At 61.6% G+C, this 25,012-nt stretch carries 21 protein-coding genes, 2 tRNA genes and 1 pseudogene; 15 read left to right on the top strand and 9 right to left on the bottom strand.

Features of this window, described 5'->3' with window-relative positions:
- Positions 1-3: 3 nt before the first annotated feature.
- Positions 4-810, top strand: a complete 807-nt coding sequence (locus tag K6I40_RS17770) for an alpha/beta hydrolase (protein ID WP_222920306.1) — start codon at positions 4-6, stop codon at positions 808-810.
- A 304-nt stretch (positions 811-1,114) separates the two neighbouring features.
- Here the strand turns inward: K6I40_RS17770 and K6I40_RS17765 are convergent, their stop codons facing one another.
- From K6I40_RS17765 to K6I40_RS17755, 3 genes and pseudogenes are all read right to left on the bottom strand, one after another.
- Positions 1,115-1,918 carry an ABC transporter permease gene (locus K6I40_RS17765; RefSeq protein WP_222920305.1) on the bottom strand — a complete coding sequence of 268 codons (804 nt, stop codon included), beginning with the start codon at positions 1,916-1,918 and terminating at the stop codon, positions 1,115-1,117.
- A 7-nt stretch (positions 1,919-1,925) separates the two neighbouring features.
- A pseudogene (locus tag K6I40_RS17760) lies at positions 1,926-2,930 on the bottom strand (ABC transporter ATP-binding protein); the annotation flags it as partial.
- Between the two features lie 80 nt (positions 2,931-3,010).
- Complete coding sequence (locus tag K6I40_RS17755; RefSeq protein WP_222920304.1) at positions 3,011-4,186, bottom strand: CBS domain-containing protein; 1,176 nt, start codon at positions 4,184-4,186, stop codon at positions 3,011-3,013.
- 251 nt (positions 4,187-4,437) lie between these two features.
- Between K6I40_RS17755 and K6I40_RS17750 the strand changes: the two genes are divergently transcribed.
- From K6I40_RS17750 to K6I40_RS17740, 3 genes are all read left to right on the top strand, one after another.
- Positions 4,438-4,671 (top strand): helix-turn-helix domain-containing protein, encoded by a 234-nt coding sequence (locus K6I40_RS17750; protein ID WP_222920303.1) that lies wholly within the window; start codon positions 4,438-4,440, stop codon positions 4,669-4,671.
- A gap of 104 nt (positions 4,672-4,775) precedes the next feature.
- A complete protein-coding gene (locus tag K6I40_RS17745; protein WP_222920302.1) occupies positions 4,776-5,306 on the top strand; it encodes a 50S ribosomal protein L16 in 531 nt (176 codons plus the stop codon).
- A gap of 465 nt (positions 5,307-5,771) precedes the next feature.
- Entirely contained in the window at positions 5,772-6,641 is an 870-nt protein-coding gene (locus K6I40_RS17740; protein ID WP_222920301.1) for a RimK family alpha-L-glutamate ligase, read from the top strand.
- 30 nt (positions 6,642-6,671) lie between these two features.
- On the opposite strand, the gene K6I40_RS17735 is transcribed toward K6I40_RS17740, so the two are convergent.
- Positions 6,672-7,073 (bottom strand): Hsp20/alpha crystallin family protein, encoded by a 402-nt coding sequence (locus K6I40_RS17735; protein ID WP_222920300.1) that lies wholly within the window; start codon positions 7,071-7,073, stop codon positions 6,672-6,674.
- Between the two features lie 150 nt (positions 7,074-7,223).
- Entirely contained in the window at positions 7,224-8,237 is a 1,014-nt protein-coding gene (locus tag K6I40_RS17730) for a type II glyceraldehyde-3-phosphate dehydrogenase (protein ID WP_222920299.1), read from the bottom strand.
- Positions 8,238-8,466: 229 nt separating this feature from the next.
- Here K6I40_RS17730 and K6I40_RS17725 point away from each other — a divergent pair, with 229 nt between their 5' ends.
- From K6I40_RS17725 to K6I40_RS17705, 5 genes are all read left to right on the top strand, one after another.
- On the top strand, positions 8,467-9,423 hold the full coding sequence (locus K6I40_RS17725; RefSeq protein WP_222920298.1) for an aminopeptidase: 957 nt from the start codon (positions 8,467-8,469) through the stop codon (positions 9,421-9,423).
- Between the two features lie 128 nt (positions 9,424-9,551).
- Positions 9,552-10,133, top strand: coding sequence for a hypothetical protein (locus K6I40_RS17720; RefSeq protein WP_222920297.1), 582 nt, complete (start codon positions 9,552-9,554; stop codon positions 10,131-10,133).
- 59 nt (positions 10,134-10,192) lie between these two features.
- On the top strand, positions 10,193-10,846 hold the full coding sequence (locus tag K6I40_RS17715; RefSeq protein ID WP_222920296.1) for an HVO_0476 family zinc finger protein: 654 nt from the start codon (positions 10,193-10,195) through the stop codon (positions 10,844-10,846).
- A gap of 95 nt (positions 10,847-10,941) precedes the next feature.
- The gene (locus K6I40_RS17710; RefSeq protein WP_222920295.1) at positions 10,942-11,571 is read left to right on the top strand and encodes a protein-L-isoaspartate(D-aspartate) O-methyltransferase; all 630 of its coding nucleotides are present in this window, start codon (positions 10,942-10,944) and stop codon (positions 11,569-11,571) included.
- A gap of 53 nt (positions 11,572-11,624) precedes the next feature.
- On the top strand, positions 11,625-12,371 hold the full coding sequence (locus tag K6I40_RS17705; protein ID WP_222920294.1) for a protein-L-isoaspartate O-methyltransferase: 747 nt from the start codon (positions 11,625-11,627) through the stop codon (positions 12,369-12,371).
- 618 nt (positions 12,372-12,989) lie between these two features.
- On the opposite strand, the gene K6I40_RS17700 is transcribed toward K6I40_RS17705, so the two are convergent.
- The 4 genes from K6I40_RS17700 to K6I40_RS17685 all read right to left on the bottom strand — a co-directional run bounded on the left by K6I40_RS17700 (position 12,990) and on the right by K6I40_RS17685 (position 16,377).
- Positions 12,990-15,113 carry a bacterio-opsin activator domain-containing protein gene (locus tag K6I40_RS17700; RefSeq protein ID WP_222920293.1) on the bottom strand — a complete coding sequence of 708 codons (2,124 nt, stop codon included), beginning with the start codon at positions 15,111-15,113 and terminating at the stop codon, positions 12,990-12,992.
- A gap of 8 nt (positions 15,114-15,121) precedes the next feature.
- Positions 15,122-15,604, bottom strand: coding sequence for a group I intron-associated PD-(D/E)XK endonuclease (locus K6I40_RS17695; RefSeq protein ID WP_255682142.1), 483 nt, complete (start codon positions 15,602-15,604; stop codon positions 15,122-15,124).
- Between the two features lie 236 nt (positions 15,605-15,840).
- A tRNA-Asp gene (locus K6I40_RS17690) sits at positions 15,841-15,913 on the bottom strand.
- A gap of 391 nt (positions 15,914-16,304) precedes the next feature.
- A tRNA-Asp gene (locus K6I40_RS17685) sits at positions 16,305-16,377 on the bottom strand.
- A gap of 327 nt (positions 16,378-16,704) precedes the next feature.
- Here K6I40_RS17685 and K6I40_RS17680 point away from each other — a divergent pair.
- Genes K6I40_RS17680 through K6I40_RS17655 form a run of 6 tightly spaced genes read left to right on the top strand, consistent with a single transcriptional unit; the run spans position 16,705 to position 24,895 of the window.
- Complete coding sequence (locus K6I40_RS17680) at positions 16,705-16,932, top strand: DNA-directed RNA polymerase subunit H (protein ID WP_222920292.1); 228 nt, start codon at positions 16,705-16,707, stop codon at positions 16,930-16,932.
- On the top strand, positions 16,933-18,513 hold the full coding sequence (locus K6I40_RS17675) for a DNA-directed RNA polymerase subunit B'' (RefSeq protein ID WP_222920291.1): 1,581 nt from the start codon (positions 16,933-16,935) through the stop codon (positions 18,511-18,513). It begins immediately after the preceding gene.
- A 3-nt stretch (positions 18,514-18,516) separates the two neighbouring features.
- On the top strand, positions 18,517-20,346 hold the full coding sequence (gene rpoB, locus K6I40_RS17670) for a DNA-directed RNA polymerase subunit B (RefSeq protein ID WP_222920290.1): 1,830 nt from the start codon (positions 18,517-18,519) through the stop codon (positions 20,344-20,346).
- Between the two features lie 3 nt (positions 20,347-20,349).
- Positions 20,350-23,277, top strand: a complete 2,928-nt coding sequence (locus tag K6I40_RS17665; RefSeq protein WP_222920289.1) for a DNA-directed RNA polymerase subunit A' — start codon at positions 20,350-20,352, stop codon at positions 23,275-23,277.
- Positions 23,270-24,466 carry a DNA-directed RNA polymerase subunit A'' gene (rpoA2, locus tag K6I40_RS17660; protein WP_222920288.1) on the top strand — a complete coding sequence of 399 codons (1,197 nt, stop codon included), beginning with the start codon at positions 23,270-23,272 and terminating at the stop codon, positions 24,464-24,466. Before K6I40_RS17665 ends, rpoA2 begins: the two co-directional genes overlap by 8 nt.
- A 3-nt stretch (positions 24,467-24,469) precedes the next feature.
- Entirely contained in the window at positions 24,470-24,895 is a 426-nt protein-coding gene (locus tag K6I40_RS17655) for a NusA-like transcription termination signal-binding factor (RefSeq protein WP_222920287.1), read from the top strand.
- Positions 24,896-25,012 lie beyond the last annotated feature (117 nt).

Here is a 25,012-nt window from a genome sequence, read left to right as displayed (position 1 = left end):
CGCATGGTCGTTTCCGAGTCTGAGTCGATCTCGCTCTCCGATGGCCGGACGCTGGCGTTTGCGACGTACGGCGATCGCGATGGCACGCCGCTGGTTTTCCACCACGGAACACCCGGGTCGTCACACCTCGGAGCGTTGCTTTCGGAGCCCGCTCGCACCCGGGGCGTTCGCGTGATCGCGCCGAGTCGCCCCGGATACGGTCGTTCCGATCCGAATCCGAACGGAACGTTCGAAACGTGGGCCGAAGACTGCCGAGCGCTCGTCGACGCCTTGGGACTCGAGTCGTTCGCAGTCGCCGGATTCTCTGGCGGCGGTCCCTACGCGCTGGCCGTCGCCGCACACCATGCCGATCGGATCTCCGATATTGGCGTGGTCGGTGCTCCGGTTCCGGCACACGACGGCGGGCCGTTCGGCCCGCTCGTTCGGTTCCCGCGACTCCTGGGCGTCGCGTTCCGAGTCGGCGCGGTCGTCGCACGGCTCCGGGGCGACCGAGTCGTTGTCGACCAGTTGACCGACCGGTCCGTCGACGATGAGACCGCCCGCATCGTCGGTCGCGATTTCCGCGTCGGACTGTCGTCCGGTCCGTCGGGCGCGGTACGCGAGAGTCGCGCGCTCGCGGCCAACTGGTCGCTGTCGCTACCCGACGGCGACGTGACGGTTTGGCACGGAACCGACGACGAAAACGCCCCGATTGGCCCGGTCCGAACCACCTACGAGGACCGACCGGCCGCCACCCTCCGTGAGGTCGACGACGATCACTTGGGCTCCCTGTGGTCGGTCCGCGACGAGGTCGTCGATCTGGCTGACTGATCAAATCGACAAACACGGCCGCCGACACGTTCGAAGGCGGTTTACGGACAGCAGCACGCCATCCTTGAGCACCGATTCACAACCCGTCGCGCCTATCAGGACGCCGAGAGCATCGCGACGAATCTCTCACTGAGAAATAGTAGATGAATAACCGTCTCTGTGAGAGTTACCTACGCGTTCACGGATCCAGTTTCGTATTCGGCGTCGGCACTACAAGTTCCCAGCAGTGAGAGACATCCGAGAAGGTCCGAGCGGAGCCGCGAAATCGAAACTGAACGGTATCGCTCGCGATGATCGAGGCCCGTCAGTCGGTCAGTCCGTAGCCGATCTTGAACAGGTAGACATCGATTGCCATGACGATGACAGCACCCGTCGTGAGCACTCCAAGTGAGACCAGCGGCGCGAAGTCGGCGTAGGGGCCGGGGAGAATGCTGACTCCGATCAGATCCGAGTAACCGAGTAGTCCGAACCGGACACTGTCGACCATATAGACCATCGGGTTCAGCAAGGAGAGGTTCACCTGCCAGGCGTAATCGAACGTCTCGAGGGAGTAGAAGACGGCGCCGAAGAAGACCAGCGGCCGGAGAATGAACTGATTCATCACGGTCAGGTCGTCGAAGTCCCGGGCGACGAGTCCGCCGATGATACCGAGGCCGGCGAATAGCGACGTGATGACGACCATCGTGGCGACGAGGAACAGACCGTGTTCGATACTGATCGGCACGAACAGCCGGCCCACGACGGCGATGATGACGCCGACGACGAGGCCCCGTACCGCGCTGGCGCCGACGTAGGCGACGACCATCTCGACGTACGATAGTGGCGAGGTCAGCGTCTCGTGGATGTACTCGTTCCATCTGCCGTGGAAGATGGAGAACGAGGCGTTCTCGAAGGCATTCGAGATCGCGCCCAGGACGATGAGGCCAGGCACGATGAAGAGGATGTAGTCGAAGCCCGCAATCTGATCGATCCGGTTGCCGAGGATCACTCCGAAGACGGCGAAGTAGAGCACGTTCGTGATCGCCGGCGGCATGAACGTGTTCTTCGGCCGGCGGACGAACCGCAGTATCTCGCGGCGGAAGAGCGCGCGGAAGCCGACAGACAGCATCAGGCGACCCCTCCTGCTCTCGTTCTTGCTCCCGTTCGCGGTTCGCCGGCGGTTCGTCATCGTCCGCACTCTCCGCCGACGACCGAGTCACGGTCCGATCCTCGCTCCGCGTCAGATCAACGAAAATCTCCTCGAGCGATGTCCTGGTGATCTCAAGGTCGGCGATCTCGTGGCCCATCGCCTCGAGGTCGTTGAGCAACTGCGGCGCGGTCGAGCCACCGTCGTCGACGCGGACCTCGAGTAGATCACCGGAGACCGTCGTTTCGTGTGCGTACGTACCGAGATCGGGTATGGCGGTCGGCGCGGATTCGAGGCGCACGGCGATGGTGTCGGTCCCACGCTGTTTCAGTTCGGCCGGGGTTGCGACGGTAACCTTTCGGCCCTCGTTCATGATTGCGACCCGATCACAGAGGCGTTCGGCCTCCTCGATGTAGTGGGTGGTCAGCAGGATCGTCGTCCCCTCTTCGTTGAGTTCGGTGACGAGTTCCCAGAGGTCGTGGCGCAACTGGACGTCGACGCCCGCGGTCGGTTCGTCGAGAATCAGGAGGTCGGGTTTGGTGACGAGGGCTCGAGCGAGCAGCAGGCGACGTTTCATTCCCCCGGAGAGCCAGTCGAAGCGCTCGTCGCGCTTGTCGTAGATCCCGACGCGCTTGAGGACCTCGTCGGCTCGTTCGGCGGCCTCGTCTTCGGGGATTCCGTGGTAGCCGGCCTTGTGCATCAGGACTTCCTTGATCGGAAAGAAGCGATCGACGTTGAACTCCTGGGGTGCGAGACCAATCGCGTCGCGGGCCTGCTGGTAGTCGTCCTCGACGTCGTGGCCGAAGACCCGCGCCTCGCCACCGGTCTTACGGACCAGACCGACCAAGGTGTTGATAAAGGTCGTCTTCCCCGCCCCGTTGGGGCCGAGCAGGCCGAAGAATTCGCCTTCCTCGACGGTCAGTGATAGCTCCTGCAGCGCGCGCAGATCGCCGTACTCCTTCACGAGATCGACGGTCTCGATGGCCGGTGGCATCGATGCAGTGTCGGCTCCGACTACGGTTAAACCGTTTGTTCGCAGAACTTTCCGCCCCAAAATTCGCTCGTGAATGGCTCTCAGTCTGCAGTTCGCGGTCGGCCGGCGGGAGCGATCGCACCGCTTTGCTGGACGATGTCGAAGGCGGTCATCACGTCAGTCCGCGAGATCAGTCCGACGAGGTCGTCGTCATCGACCACGAGCAGGCGACCGATATCGTGTTCCCGCATCCGCTCGATGGCGGTCATCGCGTCAGAGTCGGGCGAGATCGTCTGCAGTTCGGTCGTCATCACGTCTTCGACCGTGTAGGCATCTCGCTCGACCGGGTCGACATCGCGGGCGTCGGTCAGCGTCACGAGTCCGATGAGTCGCTCGCCCTCGAACGCATTGGTGTCGACGACTGGATAGCCGGTATGGCGCTCAGTGAACATCCGCTGGATCAGCTCCGCGACCGTCGTGTCGGGTTCGACGGTATGGAGGTCGCTCGCAGGCGTCATGATGTCGCCGACAGTGACGTCCTGAAAGGCCGCTTTCATCGTCACCTGTTGGGCCTCGCTCGAGGCGGCGATGTAGACGAAGAAGGCGACGCCGATGAGGATTATGTTGAACGCGAAGAGGCCAAACAGCCCCATCAGAACTGCGAACAGCTTCCCGACGCTGGCGGCCTGCTGGGTCGCCCGCGCGTACGGTTGCCCGCGGGCCAACAAAGCACGTAACACCCGTCCGCCGTCCATCGGAAACGCGGGAATCATGTTGAAGACGGCGAGCGCGACGTTCAGGACAGCGAGGTAGCCGAGGACGAACCGTACGCCACTGAGGCTCTCGGGGGTCACGACGAAGAGCGCGTAAGTACCGACACCGACCAGGACGCTGACGATCGGGCCGGCAACGGCGATATTGAGCTCCTGACGCCAGTCCTCGGGCATCTCCGAGAAGGCGGCGATCCCACCGAACAGCCAGAGCGTGATCGACTCGATCGGAAACCCGTACCGCCGAGCGGTCAGCGAGTGGCCGAGTTCGTGGAGCACAACGCCGACGAACAGGCCGACCGCTGCGGCCAGCCCGAGTAGCCACGGCATTGAGCCGGCGGTGATGGCCCCGACGTCGATCTCTGCCGCTAATCCGTCGTTCAGTATCCCTGCCACTCCTTCGATCTGCGCCCCGATGAGGTACGCGAACAGCGGGAGCACCAGCAAGAAGGTCAGATCTAGTTTGATCGGGATTCCGAACAGGGAACCGATCCGGAAACTCCTCATAGGGATTTGTTCCGGCGGTGGAACCTTAAATACGCCGCCGGGAAACCCGAGTGGCTGCTGTCCACGTGTTGCCACCGCGTGCCGATGGATTCGATTTCGTTTGCAGTCGAGTCGATTCGGTTCTGATTCGTGACTCTTTCTGCCGATGTCCCCAATCGACCTGGTGTGGCATATATACACAATTATATCTACTAGCCTCTATATACCTACTGCACCATAGACTTATACGGCAGTTCGTGGATGCTGTTAGTATGATGATGGAAGATGCGCAGACGACCGATCGAATCGAACGCCTCCCAACCGAACTCGACTCCGCCCAGAGCAAACTCGTCTATCTCACTATCGAAGCGACCGGCCGCGCGACGGTCGCGGACCTGAGCACTCTCCTGAACATGCAGAAACTATCGATTTTGAGCGTGCTCTCCTCGATTGAGAGCGAGGGGCTGATCGAGCGGACCGGCTCCGAGTACGTTCCCGCGAACTGATCCCCTCGCTCCAGACAACGAGCTGTCGTTCCTGCCACCGATTCCACGCGGCGCTTCGAAGCCTTTATCCGCGCGGTGGGCTTCCGTTTTCGTAAGTAACCACCATGTCCGACAAACCTGCCTCCATGTACCGGGAGATCAGTAAGCCGGCCTACACGCGCCGCGAATACATTACTGGGATCCCCGGATCGAAGATTGCACAGCACAATATGGGCGACGCCCAGGCGAACGCCGAGGACTACCCAGTCCAGATCAGCCTCGTCACGGAAGAAGAGGTCCAGCTCCGCCACGGAAGCCTCGAGGCCTCGCGCCTCTCGGCGAACCGTCACATGCTGAAAAATGCCGGCGAGAACAACTACAAGATGGTCCTGCGCAAGTTCCCCCACCACGTCATCCGGGAGAACAAGCAGGCAACGGGCGCGGGTGCGGACCGTGTTTCCGACGGGATGCGTCAGGCCTTCGGGAAGATCGTCGGCACCGCCGCTCGCATCGATGCTGGCGAGCGCATTTTCACCATCTGGTGTGACGTCGACGACGCCGAGTTCGCCAAGGAAGCGCTTCGGCGCTCCTACAACAAGATCTCGCCGCCGTGTCGCGTCATCATCGAGCGCGGCGAAGAACAGCTGATTGCGTAAAACGAATTTTTGCTCTGCGGGTGCGCCTACGGCTCACCCTCGGCAAAAATTCGATTAAAAACACTCCTCTCTCCGTTCCGAACGCGTAGCGTTCTCCACATCGGTCGTCGGCCCGCTTGTTCGTGCCTTCGGCACTCACTCGCGGTTGTAACGGTGTGAACGCTTGCGTCCGCGAGGTTGTCGGCGTGGCCCGAAAATCTTCGATTTTCGGCATCACGAACGATCTTCGATCGTTCGAACGACTTCGCGCCGACTGCTCGAGGGACCAGCGGTCCCTCGCCGCTCGGAAGAGCTGGCTCTTCCGTAATCTTGCGAAACGGAGTGAAGCAAGGCTTGTCAGAGCTTGCTCTGACAGTGGGTCGTGCGTCTCTCTCGTCTGCTCGAGACGCACTCCCGGCCACCCCGTCTCGATTCCGGATTGCTGTCTCGAGCACCTTTTTACGCCTCTACTCCCGAGTCCCGACTATGATCGATCTCGCGGTCGCGAACGATAAGGAGACGTTCGAGCGGATGCGGGAGCCGCTGGCCGAGCGGGGGATACGGGTTCGTCACATGCCCGTGCGCGAGCGCACGGTCGCGCTTGACGAGCCGCCGTGGGAGCCCGACGAGTACGATGTCGGTTTCGTCTACCCCGGCCGGCTGATGGAGGGCGGAGTCGCCGACGCCTTGCTCGAGATTCCGTGGCTCAACGATCACGACACGGTGTTGACCTCGCGAAACAAGGCAGAGGTGCTGGCCCGGCTCAAGCGGGCCGAGCTGCCGGTGCCGAAGTCGGTCTACGTTTCGAACGACGTCGGTGAAGACGAGTTGACGGCGGTCTTCGAGCGGTTCGAGCCGCCGGTCGTGGTCAAGCCCAACTCGACGACGCGGGGCGTCGGAGTCGCGAAGGCCCACGACCTCGATACCTTTCTCGGCATCTGTGACTACCTCTCGCTGGTCCACGACTACCGGGCGACCGGCGATCAGTCCTTTCTCGTCCAAGAGTACCTCCCGAACGCGACCGACTACCGTGTGATGGTCCTCGAGGGGGAGTACGTCGGCGCGGTCGAGCGAAGACTACCCGATGAGGCGGTCAGCGAGGGCCAGTGGAAACACAACGTCCACCGCGGCGCGGAGGCGACGGGTGTTGACCTTCCCGACGTGTGGCGCGACCTCGCTGAATCGGTCGCCACCGAACTCGAGATCCCGTTCCTCGGCGTCGACCTGCTTGAGACGGCCGATCGGCTGGTCGTCAACGAGACGAACGCACGGCCGACGATCGACGAGGAGACGAAGTACGAGCCCGACTTCTACGATCGGCTCGCGGCCGCGATACGCACCGCTGCCGAGGCGTAATTGGAGAAAACTACGACCGCGACGGCTCGATTACTCGAGGCTGATGTCCGAGGACTGTTCGGCGCGGTCGAAGACGACTTCGAGGACGCCGTTGTTGTAGGTCGCGGACGCAGTGTGTTCGTTGACGCGGCTCGGCAGGGAGACGCGCTCGTCGTACTGGCGATGGTCGCTTTCCGCGGAGATCGTCAGGGTCTTGCCGTCACACTCGAGTTCGATGTTGTCCTTTTCGACGCCGGGGAGGTCGGCGACGACGCGGACCTCCTCGTCGGTCTCGTGGATATCGACGTGGGTGTCCATACCGAATCCGTTGTCGACGTTGCTTGAGGAGTTGAAGTTCACGTTCCCGTCCGCGCCGTTCATCATCTCGTTCATCATTCGTTCAATTTCGCGGAACAGATCGTCGAAGGGTTCGTCGCGGTCGTCTCGGCGCATGGGGGTGTCTAGGGCATCCCGTGGCAAAAACTTTCTGTCGTTGCTATACGATCGAAACGCGTCGCCGACTCGCGCCGGAACCGAAATATAGCGAATATAGTCCTCGAGCGGCGTGAAAACGGAACCTTCGTGGATCGGGCGAATCCGGCCCTAGAGCCCGATACCGAGCATCTCGTTGGTTGTCGCGATGCTCTCCTCGGCGTCGGCAGCGCCAGTCACGGCGCGGATGGCGTCGACGTTCTCTGGCACGACGTCGCTCTCCTGATGGATGCCCTGGAAACAATAGAAATCCCGTCCCTCGGTCGAGATGGATTCCTCCCAGATGCAGTTCTCCCAGACGTCGCCACGCGGTCGGCCTGCGTCCAGCGCGTATTCCTTGAGTGCCCCGCTGCCGTCGATATCCATCCGCTCGGGGATGAGGAACAGGCGTGACTCATCGGCGAACAGTTCGCGGACCTCGGCGGCGTCGACGTCCTCCTCTAAGGTGACGTTCAGGCTGTGCATGTGCATCAGCGTCGCGGGCACCTTCATCCCGAGCGTATCGATGTCGAGGGTAGGGAAGATGGTCTCGACATCGGGGCCGTGGTGGGACGGAATCGTCACCGGGTTCGGGAGGATGTCATTGATCGGGCCGCGGTCGGCTTGCCCGGGGTCGCCACCACGACGGACGAGCGTTGCGCGAACCTTTTCGATGCCGTAGGCCTCCCGGAGCGGTGCGATGACCCGGGACAGTCCGGTCGTGTTACAGGAGACAACGCGGACGTGGTCAGCGTCGACGGCTTCCTCGAAGTTCGAGCGCGCGTTGAAGCTCACGTCGGTGATTTCGGCGTCCTCGCCGCCTTGGTAGAGCGCGGGCGTGTCGTACTCCTCGTAGAGTTCCTTGTTCTGGGCCCCGATTCCCGACGGCGTCGCGTCAACGACGACGTCGGCCTCGGCCACGAGGTTCTCGACCGGCCCTGCGATCTCAAGGCCGGCCTCGGCGAACAACTCCTCGCGCTCCTCGACGGCGGCGTAGAGGGGGAACCCCTTGTCGATCGCTGTCTCGGCCTCGAAGTTCGGGCGCGTCTTCGCGACGCCCAGTACCTCCATGTCGGGCTGTTGTCGGACGGCGTCCGCAACGCGCTTGCCGATCGTGCCGTAGCCGTTGATGGCGACCTGTTGCATGTACCCGGGAGTGAACCACCAAGCGGGATAATCGTTTCGAGCCCTATCAGCCGATGTTTACTCGTTTCGGAGTTCTCGATCGGTCTCGAGGGCGATTTCGGGCCCCATCGCACGCTTCTCGAAGACAGTCGGGCAGCGCGGGTCACGAGGGCGGCCTGCGAAACCGATCGAACGCTCTCAAGCGCGGCCGAGGGCAAGACATATCGGCCCGCTCGCTGCATACTCACGTATGGCAGCACTTCGAGCAGCGGCGGAGACGGCGGTCCGCCAGTGTCTGGATCTCGAGTCGGGGGAGTCGTGTGCGATCGTCACCGACGACAAACGCGAACCGATTGGAGAGGTGCTCTACGAGGTGGCAAGTGAGATCACCGATGACGCCGTGATCGTCCGCTACCCGCCGGGGGAGACCCACGGCGGCGAGCCGCCGGCTCCCGTCGCGGCGGCGATGGCCGGAGCCGACGTGGTGCTCGCGCCGACGACCAAGAGCCTAAGCCATACGCGGGCCCGAACCGAAGCCAACGAGGCCGGCGCGCGGGTCGCGACGCTCCCGGGGATCACTGAGGACGTCTTCACGACCGGGCTGGCGGCCGATTACGAGTCGATCGCAGCTCACTGCGAAGCCGTTCGCAAGCAGGTCGCCGGGGCCGACGAGATTCGCGTGACGACCGACGCCGGGACCGACATTACCTTCGGCGTCGGCGACCGTGAGTGGCTCTCTGATACCGGCATCGTCCACGAATCCGGTGAGATGTCGAATCTGCCGGCAGGAGAGGTATTCATCAGCCCCGAAACCGCCGACGGGACGTTCGTCGTCGACGGGACGATGCGCCCCCACGGGCTGCTCGCGGACGGTCACCAGCTCACGTTCGAGGTCGAAGACGGCCTCGTCACGCACATCTCGGACGACGAGATTCGCGAAACGGTCGCGGACGCGGCCGAAGACGTCGGTGACGCCGCGTACAACCTCGCGGAACTTGGGATCGGCACGAACGTGGCCGTCTCCGAACTCGTCGGCTCGGTCCTCCTCGACGAGAAGGCGGGAGGGACCGTTCACATCGCGATCGGTGACAACGCGGGTATTGGTGGCGACACGGAAGCGCCGATCCACCTCGACGGCATCATTCGCGAGCCGATGGTCTTCGCCGACGGCGACTCCATCGAACTTCCGACGGTCAATGACGCCTGATCGACCGTCGGGCGTTCCGATTCCCTGAAAGCCGCTCGAGCCGAATTCGATCGGCATCGAAGATTCGATCTCTGATAATTGTGTGAAAACCTAGTGGTTTGAAGTATTGCTAGTGTGAGTTCGGACCGATGAGCGACACTCGGGGATACGATATTAAGGGGATCGAACTCACTGACGACCGCTACACGGTCGAACAAGGATTCATCCGGAACAAGTACAAGGCGCTCGACGTCAATGGGGATGTCGTTCTACGGGGGAAACAGAAGATGTTGAAAATGAAAGAGGAGTTCCCCTTCGTCGACGCCGACGACAACGAAGTGTTCACCGTGAAGGCCGGCGGGATTATCGACGTCGCGGGGAACTACGTGCTTTCGGACGCACAGACCGGCGAGGATATCGTCATTCTGGACAACGACTACTCTCTGCTACAGGATACGTGGAAAATCCGCGACGCGACCACCGAATCGAAGTTGGCCGAAATCAACTCTCGCGGTGCGATGGTGACGCTGGCCCGGAACATCATCCCGTTCGGCGGCTGGATCCCACACAAGTACGAGATCACCGACCAGGAAGGCGCTCACGTCGGGTCCATTGACGGGCAATTTTCGCTACGCGACCGCTACGAGATTACGATCGACGACGCCAGCAACGTCCCGAAAGAGCCCATCGTCGCCGCGGCGATGGTCATCGACGCCATCCAGGGGAACTAGAGGGAGCGAACGACGACGGCTTCAATCGTCTTTTAGGTACGTAGCTGCTATAGGGGACTATGAGCGATATCCCGGAGCGCGTTCCGACGGTCTGTCCGTCGTGCTCGCCGGACCTCGAGACGGTCCACGAAGTATTGACGGAAGGCGGCGGTACCATCACCGTTCGGTGTAGCGAGTGTAGTCACGTCCACAAGGTTCGACCCGAGCGCGAGCCCGAAGTCACACTCGACGTAGTCGTCTCTCAGGGCGGCGAATCCTTCACGGCGAACGTCACCACGGCCGAAGACGAGACCGTTGAGGTCGGCGACGAGTTCATCCTCGAGACCGAGGAAGTGCTCTCGACAGTCCGCGTGACGAGCGTCGAACTTGACGGCCAGAAGCGGGTCGAGGGGTCCACCGCCGACGAGATCAAGACCGTCTGGACCCGCGAGGTCGACAACGTCGGTGTCAACGTCACCGTCCACCCGCAGGACGGCTCGAGAGATGATAGCCGGAGCATTACGGTCCACGTCCCCGGCGACTACGAGTTCGAGGTCGGCGCGGTCGAGTCCTTCGGCGACGACGAGTTCGAGATCGACGCCTTTGTCGTCCGCGGCGACGCCGACGGCTACCGACGCGACCGCTTCGACATGGAGGGCGATACCGCCCTGGCGAAGGACGTCAAGCGCGTCTACGCCTACGACGAGCAGAGCAGCGCCTGGTCGGCCTGGTAATCGATCCGCGAGTCCGGGCGTCGATGCGAACCCTGAACCCCGGTACTCGCCACCCGATCCCCTACTGTTCTCGAGCGCGTATTCAACCACGATCCATGTCCGATAGTTACGAGGCTTCACGCCAACGCATGGTCGAGATGGTTGCGCCGCGTGTCGACGACGACCGGGTCCTCAAGGCCCTCGAATCAGTCCCGCGTCACGAGTTCGTCCCGCCCGATCGCCGGGACAGCGCCTACGCCGACCGTCCCCTGCCGATCGGCGACGGGCAGACGATCAGCGCACCACACATGGTCGCGGTCATGGCCGAGCTGCTTGAGGCCAACCCCGGCGACAACGTTCTCGAAATCGGCACTGGTTGTGGCTACCACGCCGCCGTCACAGCCGAGCTGGTCGGTGACGAGAGCGTTTACACCGTCGAATACAGTGAAGAGCTGGCCGAACAGGCACACGACCAACTCACAGTGCTTGGCTACGACGACGTTTCGGTCCGCATCGGTGACGGCCGCGAGGGATGGGCCGAGCACGCGCCATATGATGCTGCCTACGTCACCTGTGCAGCGTCCTCGTTTCCCGATTCCGTCGTCGAGCAGGTCCGGATCGGCGGTCAGTTGCTCGCACCGATCGGAACCGGCCATCAGACGCTCGTTGACGCAACGAAACTGCCGGACGGCTCGCTCGAGCGGACCGAACACGGCGGCGTTCGGTTCGTCCGGATGCGAGGGTAGGTGGGGGACCGCGCAAGCGGGCCATTGATTACGACTGCTCCGATAGCTGGCGTATGGAACCCGCGGTACTGCGAGAGGATATGGTCGACGGCCTCGAGTCCCCGCCGAGGGACATCCTCGCAGACGAGGACCTCGCTGTCGCGATGCGCGACGTCCCTCGGCACGCGTTCATCGACGACGAGCGAACGGCCTACGCTGACCGCGAACACGAGGCGCTGGGCACGCGCGTCCTCGCACCGAGCACCGTCGCTCGCTTGCTCCAGGCGCTGGCCCTCGAGGACGACGAGACCGTGCTGATCGTCGGTGCCGGCGTCGGCTACACGGCGGCCGTCACAGCCGAACTCGTCGGTGAGACGAACGTTCACGCCGTCGACATCTCTCGGCCGCTGGTCGTCGAAGCCCGGGGGAACCTCGCTGACGCAGGCTACGACGGTGTCCTCGTCGACTGCCGCGACGGTGCGAACGGCCTCCCCGAGTACGCTCCCTTCGATCGTATCTTGCTCGAGGCCGCAGCCGTCGATCCGCCTCGCGCGCTGCTCGAGCAGTTGACTGGCGAGGGACGACTGGTCTTCCCACGTGGCACGCACCAGCAGCGACTCGAGGCCGTCTCTGCCGACGGTAACGTCGATCGATTCGGCCCCGTTTCGTTCGATCCATTACTGGTCGAGGGCGAACAGTCGGGGGCCGTCGAGCGCAACCGAACGACGCGTGAGGACCGCGAACGAGCGCAGCGACGTGCCGAGTCCCGCCACGGCTGGGAGCAGGACTGGATCGAGTGGGAGGAAACGATCGAGCAGTAGTCCCGGCGGACCCAATCACAATAGCTTCTTCGAGCAAGCAAGAACTGACCGACGAGTGTGCTCTCGACTGTCTGATCGAGGCGACTCATCGCATCTCGAGACCCAAAGCCGTGTCTCGAGGGTGATAGCACGATCGAAAGGGTGGGGAAAGGGGGGGGGGTGGCGACAGTCTGTCTTAGATCGCCATATACGGGTACACACTAGTAGTGGTTAAATATGGGTTCTAATTAGTAAGTGCATTCGACCAGATAGACACTAATCAATTAGTATCGGGGTAGTAAATCAGTGAAGCGAACATCTATACGGTATTACTTGTAGTTCCATCCTTGATGGCCGAGATATGTGGTCAGCTAATCGGGAAACGCGGGATCCACTCTCACGGGACGATTGAATGTCTCTTTGGACCGAGCTCGTCGTCAGAAGCAGCTCATATCATTACATCACCGGACCGCTTGCTGGTGAGAACAACGGAACGCTATCGCTATTGGATGTGAATACACGGAAAGGGGTGGGGGGGGGGTGGCGACAGTTAGTCTTAGATCGCCATCTATTGATACGAACCGATGATGATTAAGTATACTTTCTAATCATTTGTGCATCGCTCTATGGCGGTACTAATTAACTAGAATACCCGTCGAAGGCCAATGTGACAAGTTTTCGTTCGGCTGCTCGGAGGTGATAGTGATACGTCGGCGGTGATACGTCGAGCGCGTCCGCGAGGTCCTCGCCCGTACTCTCTCGCGGCCACTCGAAGAAGCCGCTGTAGTGAGCTGCCTGCAACGCCTCGAACTGCTTGTCAGTGAGCCGCTCTGCGAGGTAGGTATCGAGCTGTCGCGCCGACCGCGTGTGTGTTGTCTCCCGTTTGGCCACCAGCTCTGTCTCTGGATACTCCTCTCCGATCGCCTCGACCAGCGATCGCGTTTCGACGCCCTGTGGCACCTCGAGGACGAGTGTCGACAGTCCGTCCTCGGCCGTCGCCATCTGCACCTGCACGTCGTAGGTCCGCAGGACGTCGAGAAACGGTGTCGACACGACCGTCAATTCGAACAGCGTCTCCCCGTCACCGTCGGACACCACTGAGAGCGTTTCGATCGATGCCCAGTCTGCCTCGAGTTCGGTGAGCGACGCCGTCGATGGTGCGCTGATGAAGAGCACGACCCCGCCCTCTCCGCGATCGATGACTCCCTCGACGGCTATCGGCTCCGCAGTTTCGACCTGCGTCGAGAGCCGGTTGAGAAGCAGCCGCGAGTCTCCCACGGCGAGTTCGAGCTCGAGTCGGCTGTCGGTCAACATCGCTCGGGTCCGCTCGACCGACCGGATCGCGTGCCCGATCGTCTCCCCGAGTTCGGCCAGCACCTCCCGCTCGCTCTCGCCGACCGAATCGGCCCCCGCGACGTGGACCACCAGCACGCCGTACCGGCGCTCGTCGGCGATCAGTGGAACTCCGAGCACCGTCTGATAACCGTAGGTCAGCGCCTCCTTGCGCCGCGACTTCCACGTCTCGTCCTCGAGGACATCGTGTATCAGCTGTCCCTGCCCCGACTCGAGGATATCGCGGACCAGCGTGATCTCGGGTGCCTGATCGCCATCGTCACGGATCCCATCGATGTAGGCCGCATCGATTCCGGACCACGCAGTCGGTGCCGGCGGTTCGTCGTCGCTCGCGGCGATCCAGGCGAAGCGATATCGGTCCGTCTCGGCGAGACGATCGCACACCGTCTCCTCGATCGCCGCGCGCGTCGATGCCTGTGCAACACTGTGGTTAATCTCACGAACGATCTCGTTCGTGTGATTGAGGCGCGTCAGCTCTTCGTTTTGCTGCGTGAGCGTCCGGTCATGGTCGCGGAGCAACTGCTCGCGTTCGGCCCGATCCAGTGCGGCCTCAGTGTTGGCTGCCAGAATGTGTAACAGCTCGGTCATCGTCTCGTCGAACCCATCGATGTCTTCGCAACCCGCGACCAACACACCGTGGGTTCCGAGCGGGACGATCAATTCGCTCCGGCTCAACGCGTCTCCCGTTTCGACGTTCTCCTCCCGCGTCACGTCCTCGTAGTAGGTACTGTCTCCCTCCGAAAAGACGTCCCAGACCAATCCTTCGCCCCGCTCGAACGTCGTCTCCGGATCGCCCGAACTGGGCGATCCCCGCGTCGACGCCACGTGCTCGAGGACGCCGGCCGTCGGCTCGAACGCGTAGACCGCGGCGACCGCCACGTCGAGGATTTCGCTCGCCGTCTCGACCGCTGATCGGCAGATCTCCTCTTTGGTTTCAGCCCGCATCAGATCCCGCGTCGTCTCGTGTAACGTTGTCAGCGTCCGCTCGTAGCGCCGTTCGCTCTCCCGAAGCTCCGTCTCCGTGCGGTACTGAGCGACGGCGTTCGTGATCTGATTCGCCAACAGTGCGTACTGCTTCTTGCCCGACTCCTTCTGGAGATACTGCGTCACGCCCGCGGCGATCGCCTCGCTGGCGACCTCCTCCGATCCCCGCCCGGTAAAAAGAATATAGGGGAGGTCAGGATCGTCCTCACGAACGCGCTCTAACAACTCGAGCCCGGTCACCTCCGGCATCTCGTAATCGCTGACGATACAGTCGATGTCGCGATGTTCGATTACGCCGAGCGCTTCCGCGCCGCTCGTCGCCGCTTCGGTGACGATCGATTCGTGCTCGCGCTCGAGCATCTGTCCGGCGAGGTCGGCGAAGCCGGGTTCGTTATCGACGATGAGTACGGTGATTAGTTTCGTCATTGGTTCCGCTACCTACTATCTCGTTCGTCGATACATCGATAAAGAGATACTAAACAATTAGCATTCGAATTGATTCTCCTCGAATCACCTAGTACCTCCATCTCGATCGAAATCACAATTGATCGACGGATAATCGATTTCGGATTCAAAACAGTGCTCCAGCTTCTGTTCGGTTGCGTCGGCCGTATCGATCCGATAAAACGGTCCGTTTTCGGGATACTAGACGAGAAACGCGTCGGTCGAATCATGAGACGTTTCCTCGTGGTAGACGCCGTTTTCGTCGTTTGCGAGTGGGTATTGAACCGGATCGTTTCCGCTTTGTTCGACCAGCCAGTTTTGCACTGAAGCCGATAGAGATCGGTTCCGTCGTTGACGACGAGACCATATTTGTCGTTGTCGCCGAACGGAATCGAGACGCTGTAGTCGCAGGCGACCAGTTTGGAAATCGCTCTCGCTTCGGTTTCATCGCCGACCGCTTTTGAGTTACGCATCGCGTCCCGCGCCGCCCATTGACAGAAAAACGATTGGACAGATCAGTAGCGATCAGTGGATCTCACTGCTATACTCATCACTCGAGAAGTAGCATCAGCAGAAAACGCCCGAGGCGGGATTTGAACCACTTGAACGTCGCTCGCTCTATCGTTCAAATCCCTCGTTTCATCTTTTCCGCTCATGAGTGACGAGTACACGCTACGCGGCACTCATCGGAATTGTTCGCGGAAGAAGACGCCCGAGGCGGGATTTGAACCCGCGTCACAACCGTGACAGGGTTGTATGATGGGCCACTACACCACCCGGGCTACCTGCAACTCTTCATTTCCCGGTGATAGTATTAAGGGTTTTGCTCTGTGGTCGTTTGTAAGCTTTGATGACAAATATTCCGTCCGCAAGACAACCACCGTGCTAACATCAGCCAATTCATCCAATGGTTCACTTATGTTAGAACGTGACTGAAAAGTACTCGAGGTGGGATTTGAATCGGGAAACGCTCGGTCGATCCGTTCGTTCACCGTCTACTCCTCTCTCACGAATTGGCGTCAGCAGAAAGCGCCCGAGGCGGGATTTGAACCACTTGAACGTCGCTCGCTCTGCTCGCTCGTTCTATCGTTCAAATCCCTCGTTTCGTCTTTTCGCTCATGAGTGACGAGTACACGCTACGCGGCACTCATCGGAATTGTTCGCGGAAGAAGACGCCCGAGGCGGGATTTGAACCCGCGTCACAACCGTGACAGGGTTGTATGATGGGCCACTACACCACCCGGGCCACCTGCAACTCTTCATTTCCCGGTGATAGCATTAAGGCTTTTCAATTAGACGCCGTATGGTATGGTCGTTCGCGCCACGATTTCCACTCTCGAACCCGGAATACGCGCCGGATCGTGGCACTAAATCACACGACCCACAAGGAATATAACTGATAACCGGGTACTCTCGAGTGTGATCGACGGTTCCGGTCAGGTTCGCCCGGCCGGGTAGCCCTGCTTGTGCGTCGAGTTAGTAACCGTTAAATGCCTCCCGCCGCTATCTGCCTGTAGTATCTCGTGACAGCCGCTTCTCTCCCGATAGCCGACACGCACACCCAACCCAATACATGGTAGACGTAAGCCAACACGAACTCGTTCCGGAGCACACCGTTCTCGAGGAGGAGGCTCTCGAGGACGTGCTCGAGGAATACAACATCGACCGTACAGATTTACCGAAGATCGAGCGTAACGATCCCGCTCTGCCGGACGAGGCGGAGCCGGGTAACGTCATCAAGATCGTTCGCGACTCGCGGACAACCGATCAGTCGATCATATACCGACTCGTGGTAGAATAAATGGCAATTGAACTCAACCGCGACAAACGACGAGAGATTTCACGCGAATATTTCTCGAAGGAACGGATCGCCGAACACCACTACCGTTCGTTCAATGCCTTCCTCAACCGGGGAATGCAGCGGGTCGTCGACGAGAAGGAGACGATCGATACGGACATCGGCGACAAGGAAGGCGAGGAGCCGGTCCACGTCAAACTGGGCGACGTCCGTGTCGTCACGCCGCGTGTCCGTGAGGCGGACGGCTCCGAAGAACTCCTCTACCCGCAGGAGGCCCGGCTTCGAAACATCACCTACTCCGCACCGGTCTTCATGGAGATGTCCATCGTCAAGGGCGAGGAAGGCGACGAGCGGGTCGTCGACTCGACCGAGACGAAGATCGGTCGGATGCCAATCATGGTCGGCTCCGACAAGTGTAACATCGCCGGCTTCTCCGACGAGGAACTGATCGAGATCGGAGAGGACCCTGCAGACCCCGGCGGCTACTTCATCGTCAATGGCTCCGAGCGGGTGCTGATGACCAGCGAGGACCTCGCACCGAATAAGATCCTCGCAGAGTACGACACCAAGTACGGCGACGAGATTCAGGTCGCGAAGACCTTCTCGCAACGCCGTGGCTACCGTGCTCTCGTGTTGTGCGAACGGAACCGTGAGGGTCTCCTCGAGGTTTCCTTCCCCTCGGTATCGGGCTCGATCAACTTCGTCACTCTCGTGCGTGCGCTAGGCCTCGAATCGGACGAAGAGATCGTCCACAAGGTCTCGAACGACCCTGAGGTCGTCAAGTACATGCTCGAGAACCTGGAGGAAGCAGAGGTCCAGACCGAGGAGGAGGCCATCGAGGAACTGGGCAAACGCGTCGCCTCTGGGCAGGGCAAGAACTACCAGCTCAAGCGGGCCAACTACGTTATCGATCGCTACCTGCTTCCCCACCTCCATGAGGACGGTGTCGAGGAGGAGGACGTCCGGATCAACAAGGCCCACTACCTCTGTCGGATGGCCGAGGCCTGTTTCGAACTCGCACTCGGTCGACGCGAGTCCGACGACAAGGACCACTACGCGAACAAGCGACTGAAGGTCAGCGGCGACCTGATGAAAGACCTGTTCCGGACCGCGCTGAACAAGCTGGCCCGGGACGTGAAGTACCAGCTCGAGCGTGCCAACATGCGCAACCGGCAGCTCTCGGTGAACACGGTCGTCCGATCGGACGTCCTGACCGAGCGACTCGAGCACCCAATCGCGACGGGCAACTGGGTCGGCGGCCGCTCCGGCGTGAGCCAGCTGGTCGACCGAACTGACTTCATGGGCGTCCTGTCACACCTGCGTCGCCTTCGCAGCCCGCTCTCACGCTCGCAGCCCCACTTCGAAGCGCGGGACCTGCACGCGACCCAGTGGGGTCGCATCGGTCCCTCCGAGACGCCGGAGGGTCCGAACTGTGGGCTGGTGAAGAACTTCGCGCAGTCGATGGAGCTCTCCCAGAACGTCGAGGACGAACAGGAACTCAAACGCGAACTGGCATCCATGGGGGTCGAGGGCATTCCCGGCCTCGAAGGGATCGAACGAACGGCAGCGTCAGGGGACGACTAAATCATGAGCAGCCAACAACGAGAGGCGAAAGTCTACGTGAACGGATCGCTGGTGGGGACCCATCCCGATCCGCACGAACTCGCAGAACAGATCCGCGAAGCGCGACGCATCGGCGACGTGAGCGAGATGGTCAACGTCTCGGTCAAAGACCGAACTCGCGAAGTAATCGTCAACGCCGACGCGGGTCGTGCCCGACGACCCCTGCTGGTCGTCGAGGACGGCGAACCTCGCATCTCCCAGCAAGAAATCGAGGCGCTTCAGGAGGATGACCTCGAATTCGAGGATCTCGTCGATCACGGCTACATCGAGTTCATCGACGCCGAGGAGGAAGAGGACATCCTCGTCGGCGTCGACGAAGACGATCTGACCGAGAACCATACCCACCTCGAAATCGACCCGTCACTGATCTTCTCGATCGGTGCAGGGATGATTCCCTATCCCGAGCATAACGCCTCGCCCCGCATTACGATGGGGGCAGGGATGATCAAGCAGTCGCTGGGGCTGCCGAGCGCGAACTACCGGATCCGGCCGGACACGCGCCAGCACCTGCTGCACTACCCGCAGCTCTCGATGGTCAAGACCCAGACGACCGAGCAGATCGGCTACGACGAGCGCCCCGCAGCGCAGAACTTCGTCGTCGCCGTGATGAGCTACGAGGGATTCAACATCGAGGACGCGCTGGTCATGAACAAGGCCAGCGTCGAACGCGCGCTCGCGCGCTCGCACTTCTTCCGGACCTACGAGGGCGAGGAACGGCGCTATCCCGGCGGTCAGGAGGACCGCTTCGAAATTCCGAGCCAGGACGTCCGCGGTGCCCGCGGCGAGGAAGCGTACACTCATCTCGACGAGGACGGCCTCGTCAACCCCGAGACGACGGTCGACGAGAACTCCGTCCTACTCGGGAAGACGAGTCCGCCGCGATTCCTCGAGGAACCCGACGACATGGGTGGTCTCTCGCCCCAGAAGCGACGTGAAACCTCTGTTACCATGCGTTCGGGCGAATCGGGGATCGTTGACACCGTCACCCTCATGGAGGGCGAGGACGGCTCGAAGCTCTCAAAGGTTTCCGTGCGCGACGAGCGAATCCCCGAACTCGGGGACAAGTTCGCGTCACGACACGGCCAGAAGGGTGTCATCGGCCACCTTGCGCCACAGGAGGACATGCCCTTCACCGAGGAGGGCGTCGTCCCCGACCTCGTGCTGAACCCGCACGCACTGCCCTCGCGGATGACTGTCGGCCACATCCTCGAGATGATCGGCGGCAAACTCGGTTCGATGGAGGGACGTCGCGTCGACGGGACGCCGTTCCTCGGCGAGGACGAGGACGAACTCCGACAGGGACTTGAGGACGCCGGCTTCGATTCGGCCGGCAAGGAGACCATGTACTCCGGAATCTCCGGCGAGAAGATCGAGGCTGAGATCTTCGTGGGGGTCATCTTCTACCAGAAGCTCTACCACATGGTCTCGAACAAGCTGCACGCCCGCTCTCGCGGGCCGGTGCAGGTGCTGACCCGTCAGCCGACGGAGGGACGTGCCCGTGAGGGTGGCCTCCGTATCGGGGAGATGGAACGCGACGTGTTCATCGGCCACGGGGCGGCCATGACGCTGAAGGAACGACTGCTCGACGAGTCTGACCGCGAGTTTATCCACATCTGTGCGAACTGTGGGATGAGCGCGGTCGAAAACGTCGAACAACGGCGTGTCTACTGTCCGAACTGCGACGAGGAGACCGATATCCACGAGATCGAGATGAGCTACGCGTTCAAGCTCCTCCTCGACGAGATGAAGGCGCTGGGTATCGCACCGCGACTCGAACTGGAGGACGCCGTATAACCCATGCAAGATACGACACCCAAAGACATCGGTTCGCTCTCCTTCGGGCTCATGGAGCCCGAGGAGTACCGGGAGATGAGCGCGACGAAGATCATCACTGCCGACACCTACGACGACGACGGGTTCCCCATCGATATGGGTCTGATGGACCCGCGTCTCGGCGTGATCGACCCCGGCCTCGAGTGCAAGACCTGCGGCAAACACTCCGGCTCCTGTAACGGCCATTTCGGCCACATCGAACTGGCTGCGCCCGTAATTCACGTCGGGTTCACGAAACTCATCCGGCGGCTCCTGCGAGGGACCTGTCGGGAGTGTTCGAGACTCCTCCTTACCGAGGACGAACGTGACGAGTTCCACGGCCAACTCGACGAGTCTCGGAAGCTGAGCCGGGATCTCAACGACGTGACCAAGGCCGCGATTCGGCAGGCCCGGAAGAAGGATCAGTGTCCGTTCTGTGGCGAAATCCAGTACGACATTGACCACGAGAAGCCGACGACCTACTACGAGGTCCAGCAAGTTCTGACCAGCGAGTACTCCCAGCGCATCGCCGGCGCGATGCAGGGCGACGAGGAGGAAGGCGTCGAGCGGACGACGCCGGACGAACTCGCCGAGAAAACGGATATCGAACTCACTCGAGTCAACGAGATCCTCTCCGGCTCCTTCCGCCCGCGGGAGAGTCAGCGGAAGGCGATCGAGAAGGCTCTGGACATCGATCTGACCGAGGAGGACACGAACAAGCTGATGCCAAGCGACATCCGGGACTGGTTCGAGAACATCCCGGACAAGGACATCGAGGTACTCGGAATCAACCCCGAGCGCTCCCGTCCCGAGTGGATGATCCTCACCGTCCTCCCCGTGCCACCGGTCACCGCGCGACCGTCGATCACGCTGGACAACGGCCAGCGCTCCGAGGACGACCTCACGCACAAGCTGGTCGACATCATCCGAATCAACCAGCGGTTCATGGAGAACCGTGAGGCCGGTGCACCCCAGCTGATCATTGAGGACCTCTGGGAACTGCTCCAGTACCACGTCACGACGTTCATGGACAACGAAATCTCAGGGACGCCGCCGGCTCGACACCGCTCCGGTCGGCCACTCAAGACGCTTTCCCAGCGTCTCAAGGGCAAGGAGGGCCGCTTCCGTGGCTCGCTGTCCGGGAAACGTGTAAACTTCTCCGCCCGTACCGTCATCTCGCCGGACCCGACCCTCTCGCTGAACGAGGTCGGCGTGCCGGATCGCGTTGCCAAGGAGATGACCCAGACGATGAACGTCACCGAGCGCAACCTCCAGGACGCCCGCCGATTCGTTTCGAACGGCCCTGAGGGCCATCCCGGCGCGAACTACGTCCGGCGTCCGGACGGTCGCCGGCTGAAGGTGACCGAGAAGAACTGCGAACAGCTCGCCGAGAAGGTCGAGGCCGGCTGGGAGGTTAATCGCCACCTCATCGACGGCGACATCGTCATCTTCAATCGCCAGCCGTCGCTCCACCGGATGTCGATCATGGCCCACGAGGTCGTGGTCATGCCGTACAAGACGTTCCGGCTGAACACCGTCGTCTGTCCCCCGTACAACGCTGACTTCGACGGCGACGAGATGAACATGCACGCACTGCAAAACGAGGAGGCCCGCGCCGAAGCGCGCGTCCTCATGCGTGTGCAAGAACAGATGCTCTCCCCGCGGTTCGGTGAGAACATCATCGGGGCGATTCAGGACCACATCTCCGGGATGTACCTCCTCACCCACGACAACCCCCGATTCAACGAGACGCAGGCACTCGACCTGCTCCGTGCCACCCGGATCGACGAACTCCCCGAACCGAGCGGCATCGACGACGAGGGCACGCCGTTCTGGACCGGGTACGACGTCTTCTCCGAACTGCTTCCCGACGACCTCAACCTTGAGTTCACGGGGACCATCGGCGACGAGGTCATCGTCGAGGAGGGCCAACTGCTTCAGGGAACCATCGCCGAGGACGAGGTCGGTGAATTCGGCGGCGAGATTGTCGACACGATCACGAAGGTCTACGGCAACACTCGCGCCCGGATCTTCGTCAACGAGGTCTCGACGCTGGCAATGCGTGCCATCATGCACTTCGGGTTCTCGATCGGGATCGACGACGAGACCATCCCCGAGGAAGCGCAGGCCCGCATCGATGAGACGATCGACGACGCCAACGACCGCGTCGAAGAGCTCATCGAGGCCTACGACCGCGACGAACTCGAGAGCCTCCCCGGCCGAACCATCGACGAGACCCTCGAGATGAAGATCATGCAGACGCTCTCACGTGCGCGTGACAACGCGGGTAACATCGCCGACGAGCACTTCCAGGACGACAACCCTGCCGTCGTCATGGCCAACTCCGGTGCCCGTGGGTCGATGCTCAACCTGACCCAGATGGCCGGTGCGGTCGGCCAGCAGGCGGTTCGCGGTGAACGGATCAACCGCGGCTACGAGGACCGAACGCTCAGCCACTACGAGCCGAACGACCTCTCGGCGGAGGCACACGGCTTCGTCGAAAACTCCTACACGAGCGGCCTGACCCCGCGGGAATTCTTCTTCCACGCGATGGGTGGCCGCGAGGGCCTGGTCGACACGGCAGTCCGGACCTCCAAGTCCGGCTACCTGCAGCGTCGGCTGATCAACGCCCTCTCCGAACTCGAGACGCAGTACGACGGCACGGTCCGGGATACCTCGGACACGATCGTTCAGTTCGAGTTCGGCGAGGACGGGACCTCGCCAGTCAAGGTCTCCTCCGACGAGGATAACGACATCGACGTCGAGCACATCGCTAGCCGCGTGCTCGACTCCGAGTTCGACTCCGTGGAGGACCGCGAGGAGTTCCTCGGTTCCAAGCCGCGGCCGACGAACCTCTCCGAACACGCCGACGATCGACTGACCGAGGGTACGGAGGTGACCTCCGATGACTAACGTCGAGTACAACGTCGACGACGATACGATCGCAGTCGTCGAGGACACCGACCTCCCCCGGCGGCTCAAAGACGAGGTCTACGAGACGCTCGAGGCCCGCGAGGGCGCAACCACCGAGGAAGCCGACGAACTCGCGAAGGCTGTCGAGACCCGCTATCTCGATACCCGTGTCGATCCGCTCGACCCCGTCGGGACGGTCTCGGCGCAGTCGATCGGCGAACCCGGGACGCAGCTGACGATGAACACGTTCCACTACGCCGGCGTCGCCGAGATCGACGTGACCCAGGGGCTGCCCCGGCTGATCGAGCTGGTCGACGCTCGAAAGACGCCGGACACGCCGATGATGACCATCTACCTCGAGGACGAGTACGCGACCGAACGCGAGAAGGCCCACGAGGTCGTCTGGAACATCGAGGCGACCCAGATCCTCGCACTGGGCGACGTCTCGACGAACGTCGCGGACATGCGCGTCCAGATCTCGCTCAACGAGGACACGCTCCAGGAACGGATGATCACGGCCGAGGAAGTCGCCGGAATCATTGAGGACTCGCTTGGTGTGAAGACGGTTCAGCAGGGGGCCCAGATCGAATTCGGCCCCGAGGAGCCATCCTACCGCGATCTCCTCCAGCTTGTCGAGGAGCTCCGCGACATCACGTTCAAGGGAATCGAGGAGGTCTCGCGGGTCGTCATCCGTCGGGAAGAACTCGACAACGGCAACGAGGAGTTCGTCCTCTACACCGAGGGATCGGCCTTCGGCGACGCCTTAGAGATCGAGGGCGTCGATGCCTCGCGAACGACGTGTAACAATATCCACGAGATTCACCGCAACCTCGGCATCGAGGCGGCCCGCGAAGCGATCATCGAGGAGACGAACAACACGCTCGCCGAGCAGGGACTGGATGACGTGAACGTCCGGCACCTGATGCTCGTCGCGGACATGATGACGAACCGCGGCGAGATTGAGTCGATCGGTCGTCACGGGATTTCGGGATCGAAGGAATCGGTATTGGCTCGTGCGGCGTTCGAGGTGACGGTCAACCACCTGCTCAACGCCGCGATCCATGGCGAGGTCGACGATCTCGACGGTGTGACGGAGAACGTCATCGTCGGCAAGCCGATCAAGCTCGGGACCGGTGACGTCGATCTCAGGATGGGATCGACGACCTCCGGCAGCGGTCAGGCAGACTAATCGATGGGCGTTACCCTCGATGACGACGCCCGGAAGTATCTCGCCGTGTTCGAGGACGTGACAGGCGTTGACGGCCGAGATTGTCTCGTCACCGAGGGCGGTGACCGTCTCCTGATCGTCGTCGCCAGTGGCGGGATGGGCGAAGCGATCGGTCCTGGCGGCCGGACGGTAAAGCGGTTCGAAGAACGGGTCGACGCTCAGGTTCGACTCGTCGAAGACGCGGACGATCCGGAGGCGTTCGTCGCGAACGTGCTCGCGCCGGCGGCAGTGTACAACGTCACGATCAGCGAGAACAACGATATCGTCGCCTACGTGGAAGTCGCCGAAGACGACCACGGTATCGCGATCGGTACGGACGGGCGGACGATCGACGCCGCTCGACGGCTTGTAGATCGTCATTTCGGAATCGACGACATGCAACTCATCTGACTGCGATCTCATTCCGTACCGACATCCCCATCGAACTTGCTGTCAGTCGAACAGTTCGCGTCCAGTAATCGGAACGATCGCGAACTCTCGATGACGGAAATTACTACGCATTCCCCA

It is taken from the genome of Natrinema sp. SYSU A 869, from assembly GCF_019879105.1.
Taxonomy (GTDB): Archaea; Halobacteriota; Halobacteria; order Halobacteriales; family Natrialbaceae; genus Natrinema.
The sequence above is the reverse complement of the archived record's forward strand: the minus strand, read 5'-3'. Positions and strand labels throughout refer to the sequence as shown.

Bases quoted from the DNA above. Each gene is read 5' to 3' on its own strand.
- K6I40_RS17715 (WP_222920296.1), top strand. From the start codon at position 10,193: ATGAGCGATATCCCGGAGCGCGTTCCGACGGTCTGTCCGTCGTGCTCG.
- K6I40_RS17675 (WP_222920291.1), top strand. From the start codon at position 16,933: ATGGCAATTGAACTCAACCGCGACAAACGACGAGAGATTTCACGCGAA.
- K6I40_RS17730 (WP_222920299.1), bottom strand. From the start codon at position 8,237: ATGCAACAGGTCGCCATCAACGGCTACGGCACGATCGGCAAGCGCGTT.
- K6I40_RS17755 (WP_222920304.1), bottom strand. From the start codon at position 4,186: ATGAGGAGTTTCCGGATCGGTTCCCTGTTCGGAATCCCGATCAAACTA.
- K6I40_RS17735 (WP_222920300.1), bottom strand. From the start codon at position 7,073: ATGCGCCGAGACGACCGCGACGAACCCTTCGACGATCTGTTCCGCGAA.
- K6I40_RS17725 (WP_222920298.1), top strand. From the start codon at position 8,467: ATGGCAGCACTTCGAGCAGCGGCGGAGACGGCGGTCCGCCAGTGTCTG.
- K6I40_RS17655 (WP_222920287.1), top strand. From the start codon at position 24,470: ATGGGCGTTACCCTCGATGACGACGCCCGGAAGTATCTCGCCGTGTTC.
- rpoA2 (WP_222920288.1), top strand. From the start codon at position 23,270: ATGACTAACGTCGAGTACAACGTCGACGACGATACGATCGCAGTCGTC.
- K6I40_RS17750 (WP_222920303.1), top strand. From the start codon at position 4,438: ATGATGATGGAAGATGCGCAGACGACCGATCGAATCGAACGCCTCCCA.
- K6I40_RS17740 (WP_222920301.1), top strand. From the start codon at position 5,772: ATGATCGATCTCGCGGTCGCGAACGATAAGGAGACGTTCGAGCGGATG.
- K6I40_RS17745 (WP_222920302.1), top strand. From the start codon at position 4,776: ATGTCCGACAAACCTGCCTCCATGTACCGGGAGATCAGTAAGCCGGCC.
- K6I40_RS17680 (WP_222920292.1), top strand. From the start codon at position 16,705: ATGGTAGACGTAAGCCAACACGAACTCGTTCCGGAGCACACCGTTCTC.
- rpoB (WP_222920290.1), top strand. From the start codon at position 18,517: ATGAGCAGCCAACAACGAGAGGCGAAAGTCTACGTGAACGGATCGCTG.
- K6I40_RS17705 (WP_222920294.1), top strand. From the start codon at position 11,625: ATGGAACCCGCGGTACTGCGAGAGGATATGGTCGACGGCCTCGAGTCC.
- K6I40_RS17700 (WP_222920293.1), bottom strand. From the start codon at position 15,113: ATGACGAAACTAATCACCGTACTCATCGTCGATAACGAACCCGGCTTC.
- K6I40_RS17695 (WP_255682142.1), bottom strand. From the start codon at position 15,604: ATGCGTAACTCAAAAGCGGTCGGCGATGAAACCGAAGCGAGAGCGATT.
- K6I40_RS17765 (WP_222920305.1), bottom strand. From the start codon at position 1,918: ATGCTGTCTGTCGGCTTCCGCGCGCTCTTCCGCCGCGAGATACTGCGG.
- K6I40_RS17710 (WP_222920295.1), top strand. From the start codon at position 10,942: ATGTCCGATAGTTACGAGGCTTCACGCCAACGCATGGTCGAGATGGTT.
- K6I40_RS17770 (WP_222920306.1), top strand. From the start codon at position 4: ATGGTCGTTTCCGAGTCTGAGTCGATCTCGCTCTCCGATGGCCGGACG.
- K6I40_RS17720 (WP_222920297.1), top strand. From the start codon at position 9,552: ATGAGCGACACTCGGGGATACGATATTAAGGGGATCGAACTCACTGAC.
- K6I40_RS17665 (WP_222920289.1), top strand. From the start codon at position 20,350: ATGCAAGATACGACACCCAAAGACATCGGTTCGCTCTCCTTCGGGCTC.